Here is a 16,882-nt window from a genome sequence, read left to right as displayed (position 1 = left end):
GGAACCGTCGTGCGGGCAAAAGTCGGGCGGACGCCTCCCTCGCGGGCTCGCGGGCGCGCCGGTCAGGCGGGCAGCCGGGCGACCCGGCGGCGCCGGTCCCGGGCGACGGACCGGGCGATCCGCTGCGCGTCGATCGCCATCTCCCGCAGATTGCCGCTGATCGGGTTCGTGTAGCCGGTGAAGTACAGACCGGGCGCGTCCGCCGGGGTCCGGGCGCCCCGCACGCCGGGCCTGCCCCGCTCGTCGAGCACGCCGAGATGGCCGACCAGGCCCTCCAGGCCGCGCGCGTAGCCGGTGGCGGCGACGACGGCGTCCGGCGATATCCGGCTGCCGTCCGCGAGGACCACCTTGTCCGCGTCGAACCCCTCGACGGCGGCGACGATCTCGATCCGGCCCCGGCGCACCGCGTCGACGAGCCCGACGTCCAGGACCGGGATCGCGCCCTCCCTGACCCTGCTGTACAGGCCGGTGTCGGGACGCGGCAGCCCGTGCGCCGACAGGTCCGGGACGCTGAGCCGGGCCACCGGCCGGGCCAGCCGGTCGACGAGCCGCACGGGCAGCCGCCGTACGAGGATGCTCGTGAACTGCGCGGGCCACCCGGCGGTCGAGCGGCGCACGATGTGCGGCACCGTCCGCACCGCGAGGCGCACCCGGGCCGCGCCGCCCTCCACGAGGTCCACGGCGATCTCGGACCCGGTGTTGCCGGCGCCCACGACCAGGACGTCCCGGCCGGCGTAGGGGGCCGCGTCGCGGTACTCGCCGGCGTGCACCAGCTCACCGCCGTAGCCCTCCCGTCCGGGCCAGTCGGGGATGCGCGGGGTGTGGTTGTGGCCGGTGGCCACGACGACGGCGGCGCCGGCCAGCTCCCGGCCGCCGGTGGCGTGCAGCAGCCAGCCGGAGCCGTCCGGTGCGGGCTCGACGCGGGAGACCTCGACGCCGGTGACGATCTCCAGCTCGTGGTGCTCGGCGTATTTCTCCAGGTAGCGCACCATGTCGTCGCGGGACACCCAGCGCCCGAAGCGGCGCGGCATCGGCAGGCCGGGCAGCGCCGAAAGCCGCCGGGTGGTGTGCAGGTGGAGCCGGTCGTAGTGCCCGCGCCACGAGGCGCCGACCGCGTCCGACCGCTCCAGGACGACGGCCCGTATGCCGCGGGCGCGCAGGGCGTACGCGACGGAGAGTCCGCCGGGGCCGCCCCCGACGATGTAGACGGGGCGTTCCGGGAGTTGGGGGGTATCGGCCATGATTCGGAGCGTAACCACGCAACTGGTTGATGGGTCTCGGTCAAGCCCGGAATTGGTTGCGGATCGATCACGACTGCGGGAGACCTGGGTGGGGTCTGTGACGTAGCTCTCCTGGTTGTGGGTCCGGGGCCCGGGATGCGGGGGCGCGGTGGGCCCGGGGCGCTGGCCGGCCCCGTCTCCGCCTGCCCGTTCGCGGCCCGGGAGTTAGGATCCGGGCCCATGGCCCTCACGGTGAACGACGTGGAACGGTTCGAGGCGGCCCGGCCCCGGCTGGAAGCCATCGCCTACCGGTTGCTCGGCTCGGCGAGCGAGGCCGAGGACGCCGTCCAGGAGACGTTCCTGCGCTGGCAGGCCGCCGACGTGGAGCGCGTCGAGGTCCCCGAGGCGTGGCTGACCAAGGTGCTCACCAACCTGTGCCTCAACCAGCTCGGTTCGGCCCGCGCCCGCCGCGAGACCTATGTGGGCCAGTGGCTGCCCGAGCCGCTGCTCGCCGGGGACCCCATGCTGGGCCCGGCCGACACCGCCGAGCAGCGCGAGTCGGTCTCGTACGCGGTGCTCGTCGTGCTGGAGCGCCTCTCGCCCAGCGAGCGGGCGGTGTACGTGCTGCGGGAGGCGTTCGACTACACACACCGGGAGATCGCTGAGATCCTCGACGTCACCGAGGCCGCCAGCCAGCAGATCCTGCACCGGGCCCGCGGGCACGTGGCGCGGGGCAGGGTGCGGACCGAGGTCGACGAGGCGGCGGCCCGGCGGATCGTCGACGAGTTCCTGGCGGCCGCCGTCAGCGGCCGGACCGAGCCTCTGGTGCGCCTGCTCACCGAGGACGCGGTCGTGGTCGGCGACGGCGGCGGGAAGGTCCCGGCGCGGGCCAGGGCGGTCGAGGGGGCCCTGGCGGTCGCGCGGTTCCTGCGGGGCCTGTTCAAGCCCAGCGCCGCCAAGCGGGCCCTGGTGGGCGGGTCGCCCGAGTACTACGCGACCACCGCCAACGGCGAACCCGCCCTCGTGGTGGTCGTCGACCGCCGGGTCATCGGCGTGATGTGCGTGGAGGTCACCGAGGACGGCCTCGCCGCGTTCCGCAGCCAGGTCAACCCCGACAAGCTGGAGCGCGCGACCCGGGTCTGGCAGGCCGCCGACCACGGGGAACCCCTGGTGCGCGACGCGTTCTGACCGGCGTACGACGTCGGCGTCCGGGGTGTGACGTGGGGCGTGACGTGGTTCACATCCCATCCCTGTCAGGAATCGGCGGGCCGTCCGGTTCAGGAGGCGAACCCGCTGAAGACAGGAGCAAGGACATGCAGCACCGCATCATCGTGCTCGGGGGCGGCTACACCGGAGCGTTCGCCGCCGGGCGGCTCGCCAGGCGCCTGCACGGCGACGACGTCACCGTCACCCTGGTCAACGCGGAGCCCGACTTCGTCGAGCGCGTCCGGATGCACCAGCTCGCCGTGGGGCAGACCCTCAAGCCCCGGCCGTTCACCGAGATCTTCCGGGGCACCGGCGTCGACCTGAGGATCGCCCGGGTCACCGCCGTCGACGCCGACCGCAGGGCCGTGGCCGTCGAGGACGCGGACGGCACCGAGGAGCTGGAGTACGACACCCTCGTCTACGCCCTCGGCAGCGGCTGGGACGACCAGGGGGTCCCCGGCGTCGCCGAGCACGCCTTCGAGCTCGCGAGCCGGCCCGGCGCGCTGCGGCTGCGCGAGCGCCTCGCCGCGCTGGAGGCGGGGGCGTCCGTGGTCGTGGTCGGCGGCGGCCTCACCGGCGTGGAGGCCGTGACGGAGATCGCCGAGGCCCGCCCGGACCTCGACGTCCGCCTCGTCGTGCGCGGCGGACTCGGCGACTGGCTCTCCGCGAAGGGCCGCCGTCACCTGCGCGAGGCCGTCGGCCGGCTCGGGATCACCGTCCACGAGGGCACCACCGCCACCGGGGTGGAGGCCGACCGGGTCCGCACCGCCGGCGGCGTGGAGATCCCGGCCGCGGTCACCGTGTGGACCACCGGCTTCGCCGTCCACCCGATCGCGTCGGCCACCACCCTCGAGGTCGGCGACCGGGGGCAGATCGTGGTCGACGGGACCATGCGCTCGGTCTCCCACCCGGACGTCTACGCCATCGGCGACGCGGCCCTCGCGCGGGGCGCCGGCGGCAAGCCGCTGCGCATGTCGTGCGCCTCGGGCGGCTTCACGGCCTGGCAGGCCGCCGACGCCGTCGTGGCCCGGCTGACCGGGGGCAAGCTGCCGACGGTGCCGCTGCGCTACTTCAACCAGTGCATCTCGCTGGGCCGCAGGCAGGGCCTGATCCAGTACGTCACCGGGGACGACCGCCCGGTCCGCGCGGCTCTGACGGGCCGGATCGCCGCCTTCTACAAGGAGCTGATCTGCAAGGGCGCCGCCTGGAACGTGGGCAACCCGGGGATGGGCATGCCACTGCGCCGCCGCCGGGTGGTGGCGGGGCCCGACGCCGCCGTCCCCGCGGCCGAGGCGGCCGCCTGAGCCCGCCGGGGGCGTGCCCCGGCCGGGTGGCGGCCGGGGCGTCCGGACGATTGTCAGGCTCCATGGATCTGACGTACCGTCAGATCCATGGACGCGATCTGGCTCACCGGTGCGCAATGGCTGGCCGTGCTCCGGATAGGGCTCGGCCTGTGGTGGCTGGAGAGCTGGCGGCACAAGGACCGCAGGAGCTGGCTGGCCGGCTCCGGGATCGCCTGGGCGGCGGACGTGGCCGCCGAGCACCGCTGGCCCGCCGTCCGCTCCGGCTTCGACCGCGTCGTGGCACCCCGGCCCCGGACCATGGCGTACGTCGTCCTCCACGCCGAACTGGCCCTGGGGCTCGGTCTCGTGCTGGGGTTCCTCACCCCGGTCGCCCTCGCCGGCGGGCTGCTGCTCAACCTCCTGTACCTCACCCTGATGATCCACGACTGGGCCGAGCAGGGGCAGAACGGCATGATGGCGCTGATCTCGGTCGTCGCGCTGTTCGGGATGTCCTGGCAGTCCTGGTCGGTGGACGGCGTGCTCGGACTGTTCGAATGAGCGGGCCCCGGTACGACGTCCCTGAGCCGGACGCCTTCACCCGCCCCTACTGGGACGCGGCCGCCGCCGGCCGGCTGCTGCTGCGGCGGTGCCGGGCCTGCGGACGCGCCCACCACTACCCCCGCGAGTCCTGCCCGCACTGCTGGAGCGAGGACGTCGTCTGGGAGACCGCGAGCGGCCGGGCCACCCTGTACACCTGGTCCGTCGTGCACCGCAACGACCTGCCGCCCTTCGACGCGCGCACCCCGTACGTCGCCGCCGTCGTCGACCTCGCCGAGGGCCCCCGGATGACGACCGGGCTCGTGGACTGCCCGGACCCCGCCTGGCTGCGGGCCGGCCTGGCGCTCACGGCCGCCTTCCCGGACGGGGTGCCGGTGTTCCGCCCGGCACCCTGACCCGCCGGGGTTCAATGACCGTATGACTGACGCCGGCATACGCCCCGCTCCCCGCCCCTTCCCGGACCTCCACGGCCACGGACTGCGGCTGCGCCCCTGGGACCCGGACTCCGGGACCGACCTGGACGCCTGGTTCCGGGGCCGCGCCGACCCGGAGTTCCGGCGCTGGAACACCCCGCTGTCGCTCGCCGCGGACCGCGAGGGCGCCCGCGCCACCCTGCGGGCCGCCGCCGCCGACACGGCGGACGGCTCGGCGGCGTACTGCGTGACCGACGCCGGGAGCGGCGTGGTCCTCGGCCATGTCAGTGTCAGCGTCGTCAGCCGGCCCATGGACTGCGGCCGCGTCGGCTACTGGGTCCTCCCCGAGGCCCGCGGCCGGCGCGTGGCCGGCCACGCGCTCGCCCTCGCCGCCCGCTGGGCGCTGACCGCCCCGGACGGCCCCCGCCTGCACCGGCTCGAACTCGGCCACGCCGTCGGCCACCACGCCTCCTGCCGGGTCGCCGAGAGGCGCGGCTTCCGCGCCGAGGGGACCCTGCGCGGCGCTCAGTGGGAGGCCGGACGGCACGACGCCTACCGGGACACGCACCTGCACGCCCGCCTCGCCACCGACCCCGTCGGTCCCCTTACCCCAACGCCCGCACCGGCGTGAGGACTTGTGTCGTCTTGGTGTCCACGGCGGAGAAAAATGCACACCGCAGGGCGGGGCGCGGGATCATGAGGCATGCGCCCGGACGACTGGTACTCCACCCAGGACCTCAACGGCTTCCTGTCCCACGCCGGAGGCTTCCTGCGCTCACGCCCCGACCTGCACACCGTCGCCCTGACGGTCACCGAGACGCTGCGCACCAACGGGCCGCGCGCCTACGGCGACGAGGCCCCCGTGTTCGGGGCGCTGGAACGGGACGGACAGGTGCGGGCCGCCTACTTCCGCACCCCGCCCCACCACCTCAACGTCACCCCGCTCACCCCCGGCGAGTCCGACGCCCTCGCCGCCCACCTGCTCGCCCTCGGGCACGCGGTGCCCGGCGTCGTCGCCGCGCAGGAGACCGCGGAGGCGTTCGTCGCCGCCTGGCAGCGGCACACCGGCGCGCGCGGCACCGTAGGACAGCGCCAGCGCCTGTACCGGCTCGGCAACCTGACGGTCCCGCAGCCCGTCCCGGCCGGCCGCGCCCGCCTCGCCGGCCCGCGGGACCGGGAGCTGCTGGGCCGCTGGTACGGCGAGTTCACGGAGGCCACCGGGCACGCGCCCGCGCGCGATCCGGGCGCCTGGGCCGACGCGCGCGTGTCCTCCGGGGGCGTCACCCTGTGGGAGGGCGAGGACGGCACGCCCCTCGCCATGACCGGGGTGACGCCCTTGATCGCCGGGCAGGTCCGCATCGCCCCCGTCTACACCCCGGCCCCGCTGCGCGGGCGCGGCTACGGCGGCGCGGCCACCGCCGCGGTCACCCGGGCCGTGCTCACCTCCGGGGTGCGCGAGGTATTGCTCTTCACGGACCTGTCCAACCCCACGAGCAACGGCCTGTACCAGCGCATCGGCTACCGCCCGGTCGCCGACTTCACCGCGTACGACATCCACCGCGCCCGCTGACCGGCGCCGCTCCCGCGTCCCTCAGGGCCAGAGCAGCTCCTTGACCCAGCCCGGTTCCGTACGCCGGTAGACGAGCCGTACGTGCCGGCGGTGCGCGTCGCCCTGGAAGAACTCCACCTCGTCGGGGCGCAGCCGGTACAGCGTCCAGGTCGGCACCGGCGCGTCCGGTTCCTCGCGGGCCCGCTCCCAGGCGGCCTCCGACGCGCGCGTCAGCTCCTCGGGGGAGGCGAGCACCTCGCTCTGCCGGCCGGTCAGGGCCGCCGCGAGCGCGCCGGTCGAGCGGGCCTGCAGATCGGCCCGGGACTCGGCGGACGGGGCCGCCGTCACCGGGCCGCGCAGCCGCACCTGGCGGCCCCGCGCCGGCCAGTAGAAGCCGAGGGCCGCGTACGGGCGGGCGGCGAGCTGGCGGCCCTTGCGGCTGTCGCGGTGCGTGGCGAAGGACCAGCCGGACGCGTCGGCGCCGTGCAGCACCACCGTCCGTACGTCCGGTAGGCCCTCCTCGTCCGCGGTGGCGAGGGACATCGTGTGCGGCTCGGTCTGCCCGGCCGCGACCGCCTCGGCGAACCAGGCGGTGAACAGCTCCAGCGGCGCGTCGGGGGTGCCCGACGGGTCGAAGGAGGGCAGCTCGACGTCCCACACCCGCAGCGACCTCAGCAGGTCGTGAAGATCCGTTCCCATTCCCCGATTGTCCCCCGCGGGGAGCGTGCAGGGCGGGTCAGATCCGTCCGAGGTCGGACGACAGCCAGTGCTCGGGCCGCATGTGGACGACGACCTGCTCGCCGTGGTTCTTCCAGGCGAAGTCGACATAGCCGTCGACCTTCTCGGGCGGCAGATAGCGCGCCGAGATCTCCCGCAGGTCCTCCAGGGTGGCCGGGACGGTCCGCAGGACGAAACCCGAGACCGAGACGTACCGGATCGTGGGTTCGATCCGGTCCACCAGCAGGGAGAACCGGCGCGCCTCCTGGATGCGCCGGTTCTTGCGGGAGTCGAGGCCGGTCATGATCCACACGTCGCCGCCGGGGCGGTACTGGTACCAGATGGGCACGGTCAAAGGGGCCCGCCCGCCGCCCCCGTCGACCGCCAGCGCCGCGACGTGCGGCTCGGCGAGGAACGCCTCACGCTCTTCACGGGTCAGTGCCATACCGTCTCCTTCGGTCGGTTCACTCCCTTCCCACTACCAACGTCCCCGACGAGCAGAACCATCCACCCGTCGCCGACACCACGCCCAGCCGAGGCGGCTCCCCCGTCCGGCCGCGCCGGGCCACCTGGCGTTCCCCGGCCTCGCCCCGCAGCTGGCGCACCGCCTCCACCAGCAGGAACAGTCCGCGCATCCCGGGGTGCTGGGCCGACAGCCCGCCCCCGTCCGTGTTCACCGGCAGCTCCCCGCCGCGCACCAGCAGCCGCCCCTTCCCGACGAACGCCCCGCCCTCGCCCTTGGCACAGAAGCCGAGGTCCTCCAGGGTCACCAGCGTCATGTAGGTGAAGGCGTCGTACAGCTCGGCGAAGTCCATCTCCTCGGGGCGCACCCCGGCCCGGGCGAAGGCGAGCCGTCCGCTCACCGCCGCCGGGCCGGTCGTGAAGTCCGGCCACTCGGCCATCGAGGCGTGCGAGACGTGCTCCCCGGTGCCGAGGATCCACACCGGTGCCGTACGGCAGTCGGGGACGTACTCCTCGGCGGCCAGCAGCACCGCCGCGCCGCCGTCGGAGCGCAGACAGCAGTGGAGCCGGGTGAACGGGTCCGCGATCACCGGCCCGGACAGCACGTCGTCCACGGTGATCGGATCGCGGTGCAGCGCCTCGGGGTTCAGGGCCGCGTTCGCCCGCGCCTGGACGGCCACCTGCGCCAACTCCTCGATGCCGGTGCCGTGTTCGGTCATGTGGCGGCGGGCGGCCATGGCGTACTTGGCGATCAGCGTGTGGCCGTAGGGGGCCTCGAACTGCGCGGGGCCCCGCGCCCCGAAGGACAGCTCGCCGGTCCGCCGGCCCGCCCTGATGTCCGCCCGGGCCGTCGAGCCGTACACCAGCAGCACGGCGTTCGCGTGGCCGCGCGCGACGGCGTCCGCCGCGTGGGCCGCCATGACCTCCCAGGTGGCGCCGCCGACCGAGGTGGAGTCGACCCAGGTCGGGCGCAGGCCCAGATACTCGGCCACCTCGACGGGCGCGAGCACGCCGAGACCCGCCGACGCGAAGCCGTCCACCACCTCCCGCGCGAGTCCCGAGTCGGCCAGCGCCCGGCGAGCGGCTTGAGCGTGCAGGGCGTACGCGGTCGCGTCGTCCACCCGCCCGCAGTCCGACAGGGCCACCCCCACCACGGCGACTCTCCGGTTCCCGGCAGTCATGCGCGGCCTCCCGCCTCTGGGCATCTCACCTCGGCCCTCCTAATATGACGAACCGTCAGATCCGAGGGGAAGAGCCGGAGGGACCGCCCATGGACACCAGCCTCACCCCCGAACAGGACGGCATCCGCCGCGCCCTGCGCGACCTGCTCGACAGCCGCTGCGGCCCCGGCGAGCTGCGCGCGGCCCTCGACACCCCCGCCGGTCACGACCCCGCCCTGTGGGCGGCCCTCGCCGGACGGCTCGGCCTGGCCGGCCTCGCCCTGCCCGAGGCGTACGGCGGCGTGGGCTGCTCGGTGACCGAACTCGCCCTCGCCTGCGAGGAGACCGGCCGGGCCCTGGCCCCCTCCCCGCTGACGGCCACCGCCGTCCTCGCCGCCCCGCTGATCGCCGCGCTCGGCACCCCCGCCCAGCGGGCGGACCTGCTGCCCCGCCTCGCCTCCGGCGCGCTCACCGCCGCCCTCGTCGTGGACGGTCCCGCCCTCGCCACCGCCCTCGCCCTGACCGGCGGCAACGGCGGCGACTGGGCCGGCGGCGGACGGGCGGGCGGTGTGCAGGCCCGCCGCGGCGGGGACGGCTGGCGGCTGTACGGGCAGGCCGGCCAGACGCTGGACGGGCACAGCGCCGGACTGCTGGTGGTCGCCGCGCGCACCGGGGGCTACACCCGCCCCCGGACCCTGCTGTTCCTGGTGCCCGGTGACGCGCCCGGGGTGGTCCGGGCCCGGCAGACCACCGTCGACGCCACCCGCCCGCAGGGCCGCGTGCACCTGCGGGACGTCGGCGCACAGCTGCTGGGGGAGGAGGGGGCCGAGGTGACCGGCGCCCTCGCGGAGACGGGGGACCGGGCCGCGGCGGTCCTCGCCTGCGAGGCCGTGGGCGCCGCTGACCGGGCCCTGGAGCGGACCGTGGAGCACGTCGGGCGGCGCGAGCAGTTCGGGCGGCCGATCGGGTCCTTCCAGGCGGTCAAGCACCGGCTGGCGGACGTGTACGTCGAGGTGCAGGCGGCCCGGTCGGCGGCGTACTACGCGGCCTGGGCGGCCGCCCACGGCGAGCGGACGGGCGGCCTCGCCCTCGCCCAGGCCCTCCAGGCGCTGCGGACCGCCGCCGGCGAGGCGATCCAGTTCCACGGCGGCCTCGGTTTCACCTGGGAGCACGAGGCGCACCTGTACTTCAAGCGGGCCGCCGGCGACGAACTGCTTCTCGGGCCGGTCCACCGGCTGCGCGCGCACGCCGCAGGGTCGGCCCGGCTCCTCGAGGCGCCCGGGACACGGGAGGTGCGGGTGTGACCCTGCCGCACGCGGTCGTACACGCCGTCCAGAAGCTGTCCGCGACCCGGGGCTTCGCCCGGGCCGCCCCGCACGTCGTGCCCGCGCTCGACCGGGCCGTGCACCGGCTCACCCGGGGAAAGGTGCTGCCCAGCGCCCTGATGCTGCCCGGTGTCGTGCTGACCTCCACGGGCGCCCGCAGCGGACTGCCCCGCCGTACGCCGCTCGCCTGCGTACCCGAGGCGGGAGGCCGCTCCTGGCTGCTCGTCGGCTCCAACTTCGGCCGGCCCGGCCACCCCGCCTGGACCCACAACCTGCTCGCCCACCCCGACGCCGAGATCGACTGGAAGGGCCGCACCGTCCCCGTCACGGCCGCGCTCCTGGCGGGCGAGGAGCGGGAGGCGGCCTGGCGGGCCGCCGTGGCCCTCTGGCCCCCGTACGCGGCGTACCAGGCCCGGGTGGACCGGCGCATCCGGCTCTTCCGCCTCACTCCACGGTCCCAGGTGGGGTGACCCGAAAGCGACGTTGGCATTTGCCCGGCACCCGGCCCCGCGGGGGAGGATCCGACCCATGGACGACGTGGACGGACGCATCCTCGCCGAGCTCCAGCAGGACGGCCGGCTGACCGTGACGGAGCTGGCCGCGCGGGTGGGGCTCAGCGTCTCGCCGTGCCACCGGCGGCTGCGCGAGCTGGAGCGGTCCGGCGCCATCGGCGGGTACCGGGCGGTGGTGGACCCGGCCGCCGTCGGGCTCGCCTTCGAGGCGCTGGTCTTCGTCTCCATGCGGCAGGAGGACCGGGACACGGTCGCCGGGTTCGAGCGGGCGCTCGGCGAGGTGGAGGAGGTGCTGGAGGCGCAGCGGCTGTTCGGGGAGCCCGACTACCTGCTGCGGGTGGTCGCCGCCGATCTCGCGGCCTACCAGCGGCTGTACGACGAGCGGCTGGCCACGCTGCCGGGGGTGCAGCGGCTGACGTCGACGCTGGTGATGAAGCACGTGGTGAAGGACCGCCCGCTGCCCGGCCGGAACGGGCCGTGACGCACGACAGGCGGCGGCCCACCCGGGTGGACCACCGCCTGCCAGACAGGACTTGGGGCGCCGGCCGGCCGGGAACCGCCCCGCCGGCCCTTCGGGCGTCACTTCACGGGCTTCCTGCCGGTGACGCCCAGATGCACCAACAGGGCCAGGTTCGGCTTGAGTTCGGACTGCTTGACGCCCCAGCTCTGGAAGCCCTTCTGGTGCGAGGCCACCGCGGCGAGCATCGCGACGAGCGATCCCGCGATGGCCGCCGGGTTGACGTCCTTGTCGACCCGGCCCTTCGCCTGGAGCTGTGCCACCGCGTCCGCGAGGGAGTTGTTGACCGAGTTGAGGATCTTCATGCGGATCTTGTAGAAGCGCTTGTCGCCCTCGGACGCTCCGAGGTCGACGACCCGCAGGATCGCTTCGTTGCGGCGCCAGAAGTCCAGGAAGCCCTCGACGAGGTTCTGCGCGGTCTGCCAGCCCGCCTTCCCCACCCAGCTGCGACCCTCGACCAGGGCGGTCAACTCCGCGCCCTCGGTGGCCATTTGCTCGGCGAGCTCCAGGACGGCGCCCTCGACGTCCGGGAAGTACTGGTAGAAGGTGGCGGGCGACGTACCTGCCTTGCGGGCGACATCGATGACCTTGACGTCCCGGTACGGGGAAGAGCTGAGCATCTCGCTGAGGCAGTCGAGCAGCTTCTGCCGGGTCGCCTGCCCACGCCTGCCGGCCACGCGGCCGTCGACGGTACGCACTTGTCCTGTCATGTCGTCAGCTTACCGAGGCGGCATCGGGGCGCGATTCGGCCGACTGCAAATGGGGTGCGCCAGCGCGCGGGGGCTGGTGTGCCTGGTCTGCGCGGTGCGCGGGAGGCCGTTACGTTGGCAGTATGGCCGAAAACAGGGCATCCGCAGACGGAACGGATCAGGTGGAGGGCGTTCCGTGCTGGGTGGACGCACAGCTCCCCGACGTGGAAGCGGGCAAGCGGTTCTACGGCGAGCTCTTCGGCTGGGCCTTCGAGGAGGCGTACGACTCCGCCGTATGGGCCCTGCTGGACGGTGAGCGGGTGGCGGCGCTCACGCCGAAGACGGACGGGCGGATGCCCAGCGTATGGACGGTGTACTTCGCGACGCCCGACGCCCGGGCGCTGACCGCGCGGATCCGGCAGGCCGGCGGGCAGGTGGTCACCGCGCCCGTGGAGGTGGGCCCGGGACTGGGCACGGCCGCGCTGGTGACCGATCCGGAGGGCGCGGTGTTCGGGCTGTGGGAGGCGGGCACGCACAGCGGGTTCGGGCGCCGGCACGAGCCGGGGACGTTCGCCTGGGCCGAGCTGTACGCCCGGGACGCCGAGGCCGCCAACACCTTCTACGGCGGGCTGTTCCACGACGCCCTGTTCGGTCCCGGCGCGGAGCCGGACTTCGGGCGGGCGGCGGTCGGGGAGGTCTTCGCGGAGATGATGCCGCCCCACTTCGTCGTCCACTTCCGGGTCGAGGACTGCGCGGCCGCCCTCGGCACGGTCACCCGGCTCGGCGGGCGGGTGCAGGTCCCGCCCTTCGAGACGTCGTACGGCACGGTCGCCGTCGTCACGGACAATCAGGGGGCCTCGTTCGCCCTCCTGGAGCGCTGAGGCAGGCGTTCCGGCGGGCGGGCGGGGCGTGCGCCAGGTTCGATGTGATGGTTTGTCCTGAGACACCCCTTTTTGGACCCGGGTTCGCCACCGGGCGCTCGGACAGGAAGAATCGGGGTGCGTGCCGCCGAGGCGGTGCGGTGGTGAGACGCTGCACGGGGTCGCGTGCATATGTGGGTGCACGGGGCCCGTACGGGGAGGTGGCAGGCAGAGTGGTGGATCAGCTGACGCAGCACGATCCGCGCAGGATCGGGCCGTTCGAGGTGCTCGGGCGGCTGGGCGCCGGCGGCATGGGGCTGGTCTATCTCGCGCGGTCGGCCTCGGGCCGGCGCGTGGCGATCAAGACGGTCCGTACGGAGCTCGCCGAGGACCAGCTGTTCCGCGTGCGCTTCACGCGCGAGGTGGAGGCGGCCCGGGCGGTCTCCGGCTTCTACACGGCCGCGGTGGTCGACGCCGACCCGCGCGCCGCCGTGCCGTGGCTGGCCACCGCGTACGTCCCCGCACCCTCCCTCGAGGAGATAGTGAACGAGTGCGGGCCGCTCCCGGCCCAGGCGGTGCGCTGGCTGGCCGCCGGCGTGGCCGAGGCGCTGCAGTCGATCCACGGTGCCGGCCTCGTCCACCGCGACCTCAAGCCGTCCAACGTGCTCGTCGTCGAGGACGGGCCGCGCGTCATCGACTTCGGTATCGCGTCCGGCGTGTCGAACACCCGCCTGACCATGACCAACGTCGCCGTGGGCACCCCCGCCTACATGTCCCCCGAGCAGGCGAAGGACTCCCGCAGCGTCACCGGCGCGAGCGACGTCTTCTCGCTCGGCTCGATGCTGGTGTTCGCCGCCACCGGACATCCGCCCTTCCACGGCGCCAACCCGGTCGAGACGGTCTTCATGCTGCTGCGCGAGGGCCCGGACCTGGAGGGCCTGCCCGACGAGCTGCGCCCCCTCATCGAGTCCTGTATGCAGATGGACGCGACAGCCCGCCCCAACCCGGCCGACCTCCAGGCCCAGCTCGCCCCGCACCTCTTCGGCTCCGGCACCGACGACAGCGGCACCGCCTCCGCCTGGCTGCCCGAGCGGGCGGTCAGCCTGATCGAGACGCGCCGCGGCGGCCGCACGGCCCTCAAGCCCGCGCCCGCCTCCGGCCGCAGCGCCGGACGCGGCGTCCCCGCGCCCGTGCCGCCGCCGCCCCCGCACGACCCGGTCGTCCCGGGCCCCCAGGCCCCGCCCGTGCCGGTCGGCGCCCCCGACACCGGCCCCGTCCGCCTGGCGGGCGCCGCCGTCCCGATCGGCCCCGGCCCCCGGGTCGCCGACGCCCGCGCCGCCGCGATGAAGGCGCCGCCCGCGGAGGCCGCCCTGGTCGCCTCCTGGTCCAAGCCCCGACCCGGCGTCAACGGCGCCGACCCCGCTCTCCCGGCCGCGCCCGCGGCCCCGGCGGAGGGCCCGGGCGGCTGGCGGCCCTGGCGTTTCCGCATGTCGAACGACGTCTGGGGCACCCCCTCCGTCGCCGGCGACCTCGTCTACGTCACCTCCTTCGAGGTGCACGCCCTGGACGTCGCCACCGGCCGCCGCCGCTTCAAGACCCGGGACGTGGCCTGGTCCATGGCGGTCGCCGACGGGCGCATCCACGCCTCCGACGGTCCCACCCTGTTCGCCCTGGAGTGCCGTGAGGGCGCCGACCTGTGGCGGCTCCAGACGGACGCCTGGGTGTACTCCCTGAAGGCCGAGCGGGGCACGGTCCTCACCGGCACCCGTGGCGGCGGCGTCCAGGCCTGGGAGGCGTCCAACGGCCAGAAGCTCTGGGAGATCACCGGCGCGCAGACCGACTTCGAGACCCCGGAGGCGGGCCCCGCGCTGTACGACGGCACCGCCTACGTCTGGCAGGACGCCCGGCTGCGCGCCCTGGACGCCCGCACCGGCGACGAGCGCTGGTCGTACCCGATCGGCGACGCCGCCTCCTGCGGCGGGGTGCCGGTGCGGGTGGCGAAGGCCCACGACGGCTACGTGTACGTCTCGGCCGGCACCCGCGTGCTCGCCCTCGACGCGGCCGGCGGGCACGTCCGCTGGCACTTCGAGGCCCCGGCGGTCTTCCTGTGCCCGCCGGCCTTCGTGCCCGGCCCCGCGGTGACCGGCGGCGGTGTGTACCTCGCCGACTACCTCGGCACGGTGTACGCGCTGGACGCCACCGACGGCCGGGACCGCTGGCGCATCGCCACCGAGGCCCGCGCCTCGACCGAGCCGGTGCTGGTGGCCGCGGGCCACGTCCACGTCGGCAGCGGCAAGGGCCTGTACACGCTGGACGCGGTCACCGGGACGCCGAAGTGGCGCTTCCAGGCGGGCGGCGACATCGTGGGAGCGCCCGCGGTGGCGGAGGGCCGGATCCACTTCGGCTCCACCGACCACCTGCTCTACACGCTCAAGGCCGACGACGGCCGGCTGCGGTGGAAGCTCGCCACCGGCGGCGAGATCACCGGCTCCCCGGTGGTGCGCGACGGCGTCGTGTACGCGTGCAGCAAGGACCGCTGCGTGTACGCGCTGGACGCGGAGAAGGGCACCGGAACGGCCCGTACCGCGTAGACGTCTCCACCGCCCCTGCACGAGACGTCACACCGAGTGAGCGCTTTCTGCCACGGCTCGGCTGCTACCGTGACGTGCTCACGCTCAAATCAACGGGGGTTGACACCAGTGAAGCTTCGCCATGTCCGCGCTGTGGCCGTGTCCGTCGGCGTCGTCGTCGCACTGACCGGGGCCCGGCACTCCCACGGCGGCGGCTGCGGAGGCTCGGACTCGCACAGCTCCTCGTCGAGCTCCGGCGGCCACGGCGGCGGCAGCACCCACTACGACGACGATGACGACGACTACGGCACCGGGTCCACCTCGGGCGGCGGCACGCGGACCAGCGAGGCGCCGGACGCCGCGGACACCCGTGACGTCGCGATCGACCGGTGCGCGAACGACCCGGACCGCGGCCTGGTCGCCCGGGTGAGCGCCACCAACAGCGATGCGCTGCGGACCTACTCGTACACGTTCACCGTCACGTTCAAGGACTCCGGTGGCCGCGAGCTGGACAAGGCCACCTCCGGCATCCTGACGGTCGAGCCCGGCGCCACCGAGTCGGTCGACGTCGTGGCCCGCGCGAGCGCCACCGCCGCCGACAGCTGCGTCCTCGGCGAAGCCCTGCGCATGGACGACACGCCCTAGTCCCGCCGGTCACCTGGTCCTGAACGCCCGGCTCCGGGTGCGGAACAGCTCCTCCTGCCGCTCGCCGGGCAGGTTGCCGAGCGCGATCAGATGCGGGGCCTGCGCGAACGCGCGGTCCAGGGCGGCCTCCCGGGCCGCCCACAGCGCCCGCACGGTGCCCTGCACGGCCTCCGGCGGATGCCCGGCGATCACGGTCGCGCGCTCGACGGCCACGGCCAGCGCCTCGCCCGGGGCGGTGAGTTCGGAGACGAGCCCGATCTCGTGGGCCCGCCGCGCGCCCAGCCGTTCCGCCGCGCCCATCAGCGCCGTCCGGGCGGCCTCCCCGTACGGCATGCGCAGCGCCATCAGCATGGACTCGTAGGCGCTGACCATGCCGTAGGTGGTGTGCGGGTCGAAGAACGCGGCGGTCGGGTCGGCGACGACGAAGTCGCTCTCGCCGAGCAGGTAGAAGGCGCCGCCGCAGGCCATGCCCCGCACGGCCGCGATCACCGGCTTCCACAGGTCGTTGGACTTGGGCCCGGCCCGCAGCAGCGGATCGTCCGTCATATAGGGGGAGTCCGGCTGCGGCACCTCGGTGTCCCGGTCCAGGCCCGTGCAGAACGCGCGCTCCCCGGCGCCGGTCAGCACGACGGCCCGTACGGTGTCGTCGAAGCGCATCCGGCGCCAGGCGGCGACCAGTTCGTCCCGGGTCGCCAGGTCGAGGGCGTTGAGCCGGCCGGGCCGGTCCAGGGTGACCACGGCGACGCCGGTTCCCTCGTCGACGCGCACGCCGAGGCTCATGACCGCTCCAGCACCCAGCGCGGCAGCCCCGTGCCGTCGAACACCGCCCGGACCTGGGCGCCGATCCGGATCAGTTCCGGCGGCACGGAGTTCAGGGGCGCGCCGGGGGCGGCGACGACGTTGCCGACGAGCCGGACGCGCGGGGCGTCGGCGAGCTCGACGACCACCACGTTGTACGGCGCCAGCTCCGCGTAGCCCGGCAGCAGGGGCGGATGGGCGACGACGTACGACCAGACGCGGCCGAGTCCGCTCGTGCGCCGCCACGCGCTCGCGAAGGACTGGCAGCGCGGGCAGCACGGCCGGGGCGGGAAGCGCGGCTCGGCGCAGTCGCCGCAGGTCTGCACCCTCAGCTCGCCCCGCGCTGCGTACTCCCAGAAGGGCGCGCCGTCGGCGTCGGTGACGGGGGACAGCATCGG

Annotated in this window: 19 protein-coding genes; 12 read left to right on the top strand and 7 right to left on the bottom strand. The window is 74.9% G+C overall.

Annotation, left to right across the window (positions count from 1 at the left end; genetic code table 11):
* Window positions 1-62: 62 nt before the first annotated feature.
* The gene (locus ACFRAC_RS22720; protein WP_382926518.1) at window positions 63-1,241 is read right to left on the bottom strand and encodes a flavin-containing monooxygenase; all 1,179 of its coding nucleotides are present in this window, start codon (window positions 1,239-1,241) and stop codon (window positions 63-65) included.
* A gap of 219 nt (window positions 1,242-1,460) precedes the next feature.
* On the opposite strand from ACFRAC_RS22720, the gene ACFRAC_RS22715 reads away from it, so the two are divergent.
* The 6 genes from ACFRAC_RS22715 (at window position 1,461) to ACFRAC_RS22690 (ending at window position 6,250) form a co-directional block, all read left to right on the top strand.
* Window positions 1,461-2,408: an RNA polymerase sigma-70 factor gene (locus tag ACFRAC_RS22715; protein WP_382926515.1), complete on the top strand. Its 948-nt coding sequence runs from the start codon at window positions 1,461-1,463 to the stop codon at window positions 2,406-2,408.
* Window positions 2,409-2,533: 125 nt separating this feature from the next.
* Window positions 2,534-3,730 carry an NAD(P)/FAD-dependent oxidoreductase gene (locus tag ACFRAC_RS22710; protein WP_382926512.1) on the top strand — a complete coding sequence of 399 codons (1,197 nt, stop codon included), beginning with the start codon at window positions 2,534-2,536 and terminating at the stop codon, window positions 3,728-3,730.
* An 87-nt stretch (window positions 3,731-3,817) separates the two neighbouring features.
* Window positions 3,818-4,267 carry a DoxX family protein gene (locus ACFRAC_RS22705; protein ID WP_382926509.1) on the top strand — a complete coding sequence of 150 codons (450 nt, stop codon included), beginning with the start codon at window positions 3,818-3,820 and terminating at the stop codon, window positions 4,265-4,267.
* The gene (locus ACFRAC_RS22700) at window positions 4,264-4,662 is read left to right on the top strand and encodes a Zn-ribbon domain-containing OB-fold protein (protein WP_382926508.1); all 399 of its coding nucleotides are present in this window, start codon (window positions 4,264-4,266) and stop codon (window positions 4,660-4,662) included. The genes ACFRAC_RS22705 and ACFRAC_RS22700 overlap by 4 nt, the downstream gene beginning before the upstream one ends.
* A gap of 22 nt (window positions 4,663-4,684) precedes the next feature.
* Window positions 4,685-5,311 (top strand): GNAT family N-acetyltransferase, encoded by a 627-nt coding sequence (locus tag ACFRAC_RS22695; protein WP_382926505.1) that lies wholly within the window; start codon window positions 4,685-4,687, stop codon window positions 5,309-5,311.
* A gap of 72 nt (window positions 5,312-5,383) precedes the next feature.
* Window positions 5,384-6,250, top strand: coding sequence for a GNAT family N-acetyltransferase (locus ACFRAC_RS22690; RefSeq protein ID WP_382926502.1), 867 nt, complete (start codon window positions 5,384-5,386; stop codon window positions 6,248-6,250).
* Between the two features lie 21 nt (window positions 6,251-6,271).
* Here the strand turns inward: ACFRAC_RS22690 and ACFRAC_RS22685 are convergent, their stop codons facing one another.
* Genes ACFRAC_RS22685 through ACFRAC_RS22675 form a run of 3 tightly spaced genes read right to left on the bottom strand, consistent with a single transcriptional unit; the run spans window position 6,272 to window position 8,589 of the window.
* Complete coding sequence (locus ACFRAC_RS22685; protein WP_382926500.1) at window positions 6,272-6,928, bottom strand: pyridoxal 5'-phosphate synthase; 657 nt, start codon at window positions 6,926-6,928, stop codon at window positions 6,272-6,274.
* A gap of 37 nt (window positions 6,929-6,965) precedes the next feature.
* Window positions 6,966-7,391, bottom strand: a complete 426-nt coding sequence (locus ACFRAC_RS22680; RefSeq protein WP_382926497.1) for a pyridoxamine 5'-phosphate oxidase family protein — start codon at window positions 7,389-7,391, stop codon at window positions 6,966-6,968.
* Window positions 7,392-7,410: 19 nt separating this feature from the next.
* Window positions 7,411-8,589: an acetyl-CoA acetyltransferase gene (locus ACFRAC_RS22675; protein ID WP_382926494.1), complete on the bottom strand. Its 1,179-nt coding sequence runs from the start codon at window positions 8,587-8,589 to the stop codon at window positions 7,411-7,413.
* A gap of 89 nt (window positions 8,590-8,678) precedes the next feature.
* Between ACFRAC_RS22675 and ACFRAC_RS22670 the strand changes: the two genes are divergently transcribed.
* From ACFRAC_RS22670 to ACFRAC_RS22660, 3 genes are read left to right on the top strand one after another with little or no spacing between them, the layout of a single operon-like run.
* Window positions 8,679-9,872 carry an acyl-CoA dehydrogenase family protein gene (locus ACFRAC_RS22670; protein WP_382926491.1) on the top strand — a complete coding sequence of 398 codons (1,194 nt, stop codon included), beginning with the start codon at window positions 8,679-8,681 and terminating at the stop codon, window positions 9,870-9,872.
* On the top strand, window positions 9,869-10,363 hold the full coding sequence (locus ACFRAC_RS22665) for a nitroreductase family deazaflavin-dependent oxidoreductase (RefSeq protein WP_382926488.1): 495 nt from the start codon (window positions 9,869-9,871) through the stop codon (window positions 10,361-10,363). The genes ACFRAC_RS22670 and ACFRAC_RS22665 overlap by 4 nt, the downstream gene beginning before the upstream one ends.
* 58 nt (window positions 10,364-10,421) lie before the next feature.
* Window positions 10,422-10,886 carry an Lrp/AsnC family transcriptional regulator gene (locus ACFRAC_RS22660; protein WP_382926486.1) on the top strand — a complete coding sequence of 155 codons (465 nt, stop codon included), beginning with the start codon at window positions 10,422-10,424 and terminating at the stop codon, window positions 10,884-10,886.
* A gap of 98 nt (window positions 10,887-10,984) precedes the next feature.
* On the opposite strand, the gene ACFRAC_RS22655 is transcribed toward ACFRAC_RS22660, so the two are convergent.
* A complete protein-coding gene (locus tag ACFRAC_RS22655; protein ID WP_382926593.1) occupies window positions 10,985-11,620 on the bottom strand; it encodes a TetR family transcriptional regulator in 636 nt (211 codons plus the stop codon).
* Between the two features lie 134 nt (window positions 11,621-11,754).
* Between ACFRAC_RS22655 and ACFRAC_RS22650 the strand changes: the two genes are divergently transcribed.
* The 3 genes from ACFRAC_RS22650 (at window position 11,755) to ACFRAC_RS22640 (ending at window position 15,686) form a co-directional block, all read left to right on the top strand.
* A complete protein-coding gene (locus tag ACFRAC_RS22650) occupies window positions 11,755-12,492 on the top strand; it encodes a VOC family protein (protein WP_382926483.1) in 738 nt (245 codons plus the stop codon).
* A 212-nt stretch (window positions 12,493-12,704) separates the two neighbouring features.
* Entirely contained in the window at window positions 12,705-15,062 is a 2,358-nt protein-coding gene (locus tag ACFRAC_RS22645; protein ID WP_382926482.1) for a PQQ-binding-like beta-propeller repeat protein, read from the top strand.
* A 138-nt stretch (window positions 15,063-15,200) separates the two neighbouring features.
* On the top strand, window positions 15,201-15,686 hold the full coding sequence (locus ACFRAC_RS22640; protein ID WP_382926479.1) for a hypothetical protein: 486 nt from the start codon (window positions 15,201-15,203) through the stop codon (window positions 15,684-15,686).
* Between the two features lie 9 nt (window positions 15,687-15,695).
* Here the strand turns inward: ACFRAC_RS22640 and ACFRAC_RS22635 are convergent, their stop codons facing one another.
* On the bottom strand, window positions 15,696-16,466 hold the full coding sequence (locus ACFRAC_RS22635) for an enoyl-CoA hydratase/isomerase family protein (RefSeq protein ID WP_382926476.1): 771 nt from the start codon (window positions 16,464-16,466) through the stop codon (window positions 15,696-15,698).
* The gene (locus ACFRAC_RS22630) at window positions 16,463-16,879 is read right to left on the bottom strand and encodes a Zn-ribbon domain-containing OB-fold protein (RefSeq protein ID WP_382926473.1); all 417 of its coding nucleotides are present in this window, start codon (window positions 16,877-16,879) and stop codon (window positions 16,463-16,465) included. Before ACFRAC_RS22630 ends, ACFRAC_RS22635 begins: the two co-directional genes overlap by 4 nt.
* Window positions 16,880-16,882 lie beyond the last annotated feature (3 nt).

Origin of the sequence: Streptomyces sp. NPDC056628, from assembly GCF_042792555.1 — a bacterium.
GTDB lineage: Bacteria > Actinomycetota > Actinomycetes > Streptomycetales > Streptomycetaceae > Streptomyces.
The sequence above is the reverse complement of the archived record's forward strand: the minus strand, read 5'-3'. Positions and strand labels throughout refer to the sequence as shown.

What these genes read in the sequence shown, in the direction of transcription:
- ACFRAC_RS22720 (WP_382926518.1), bottom strand. Translation starts at nt 1,241, where the DNA reads ATGGCCGATACCCCCCAACTCCCGGAACGCCCCGTCTACATCGTCGGG.
- ACFRAC_RS22715 (WP_382926515.1), top strand. Translation starts at nt 1,461, where the DNA reads ATGGCCCTCACGGTGAACGACGTGGAACGGTTCGAGGCGGCCCGGCCC.
- ACFRAC_RS22710 (WP_382926512.1), top strand. Translation starts at nt 2,534, where the DNA reads ATGCAGCACCGCATCATCGTGCTCGGGGGCGGCTACACCGGAGCGTTC.
- ACFRAC_RS22705 (WP_382926509.1), top strand. Translation starts at nt 3,818, where the DNA reads ATGGACGCGATCTGGCTCACCGGTGCGCAATGGCTGGCCGTGCTCCGG.
- ACFRAC_RS22700 (WP_382926508.1), top strand. Translation starts at nt 4,264, where the DNA reads ATGAGCGGGCCCCGGTACGACGTCCCTGAGCCGGACGCCTTCACCCGC.
- ACFRAC_RS22695 (WP_382926505.1), top strand. Translation starts at nt 4,685, where the DNA reads ATGACTGACGCCGGCATACGCCCCGCTCCCCGCCCCTTCCCGGACCTC.
- ACFRAC_RS22690 (WP_382926502.1), top strand. Translation starts at nt 5,384, where the DNA reads ATGCGCCCGGACGACTGGTACTCCACCCAGGACCTCAACGGCTTCCTG.
- ACFRAC_RS22685 (WP_382926500.1), bottom strand. Translation starts at nt 6,928, where the DNA reads ATGGGAACGGATCTTCACGACCTGCTGAGGTCGCTGCGGGTGTGGGAC.
- ACFRAC_RS22680 (WP_382926497.1), bottom strand. Translation starts at nt 7,391, where the DNA reads ATGGCACTGACCCGTGAAGAGCGTGAGGCGTTCCTCGCCGAGCCGCAC.
- ACFRAC_RS22675 (WP_382926494.1), bottom strand. Translation starts at nt 8,589, where the DNA reads ATGACTGCCGGGAACCGGAGAGTCGCCGTGGTGGGGGTGGCCCTGTCG.
- ACFRAC_RS22670 (WP_382926491.1), top strand. Translation starts at nt 8,679, where the DNA reads ATGGACACCAGCCTCACCCCCGAACAGGACGGCATCCGCCGCGCCCTG.
- ACFRAC_RS22660 (WP_382926486.1), top strand. Translation starts at nt 10,422, where the DNA reads ATGGACGACGTGGACGGACGCATCCTCGCCGAGCTCCAGCAGGACGGC.
- ACFRAC_RS22650 (WP_382926483.1), top strand. Translation starts at nt 11,755, where the DNA reads ATGGCCGAAAACAGGGCATCCGCAGACGGAACGGATCAGGTGGAGGGC.
- ACFRAC_RS22635 (WP_382926476.1), bottom strand. Translation starts at nt 16,466, where the DNA reads ATGAGCCTCGGCGTGCGCGTCGACGAGGGAACCGGCGTCGCCGTGGTC.
- ACFRAC_RS22630 (WP_382926473.1), bottom strand. Translation starts at nt 16,879, where the DNA reads ATGCTGTCCCCCGTCACCGACGCCGACGGCGCGCCCTTCTGGGAGTAC.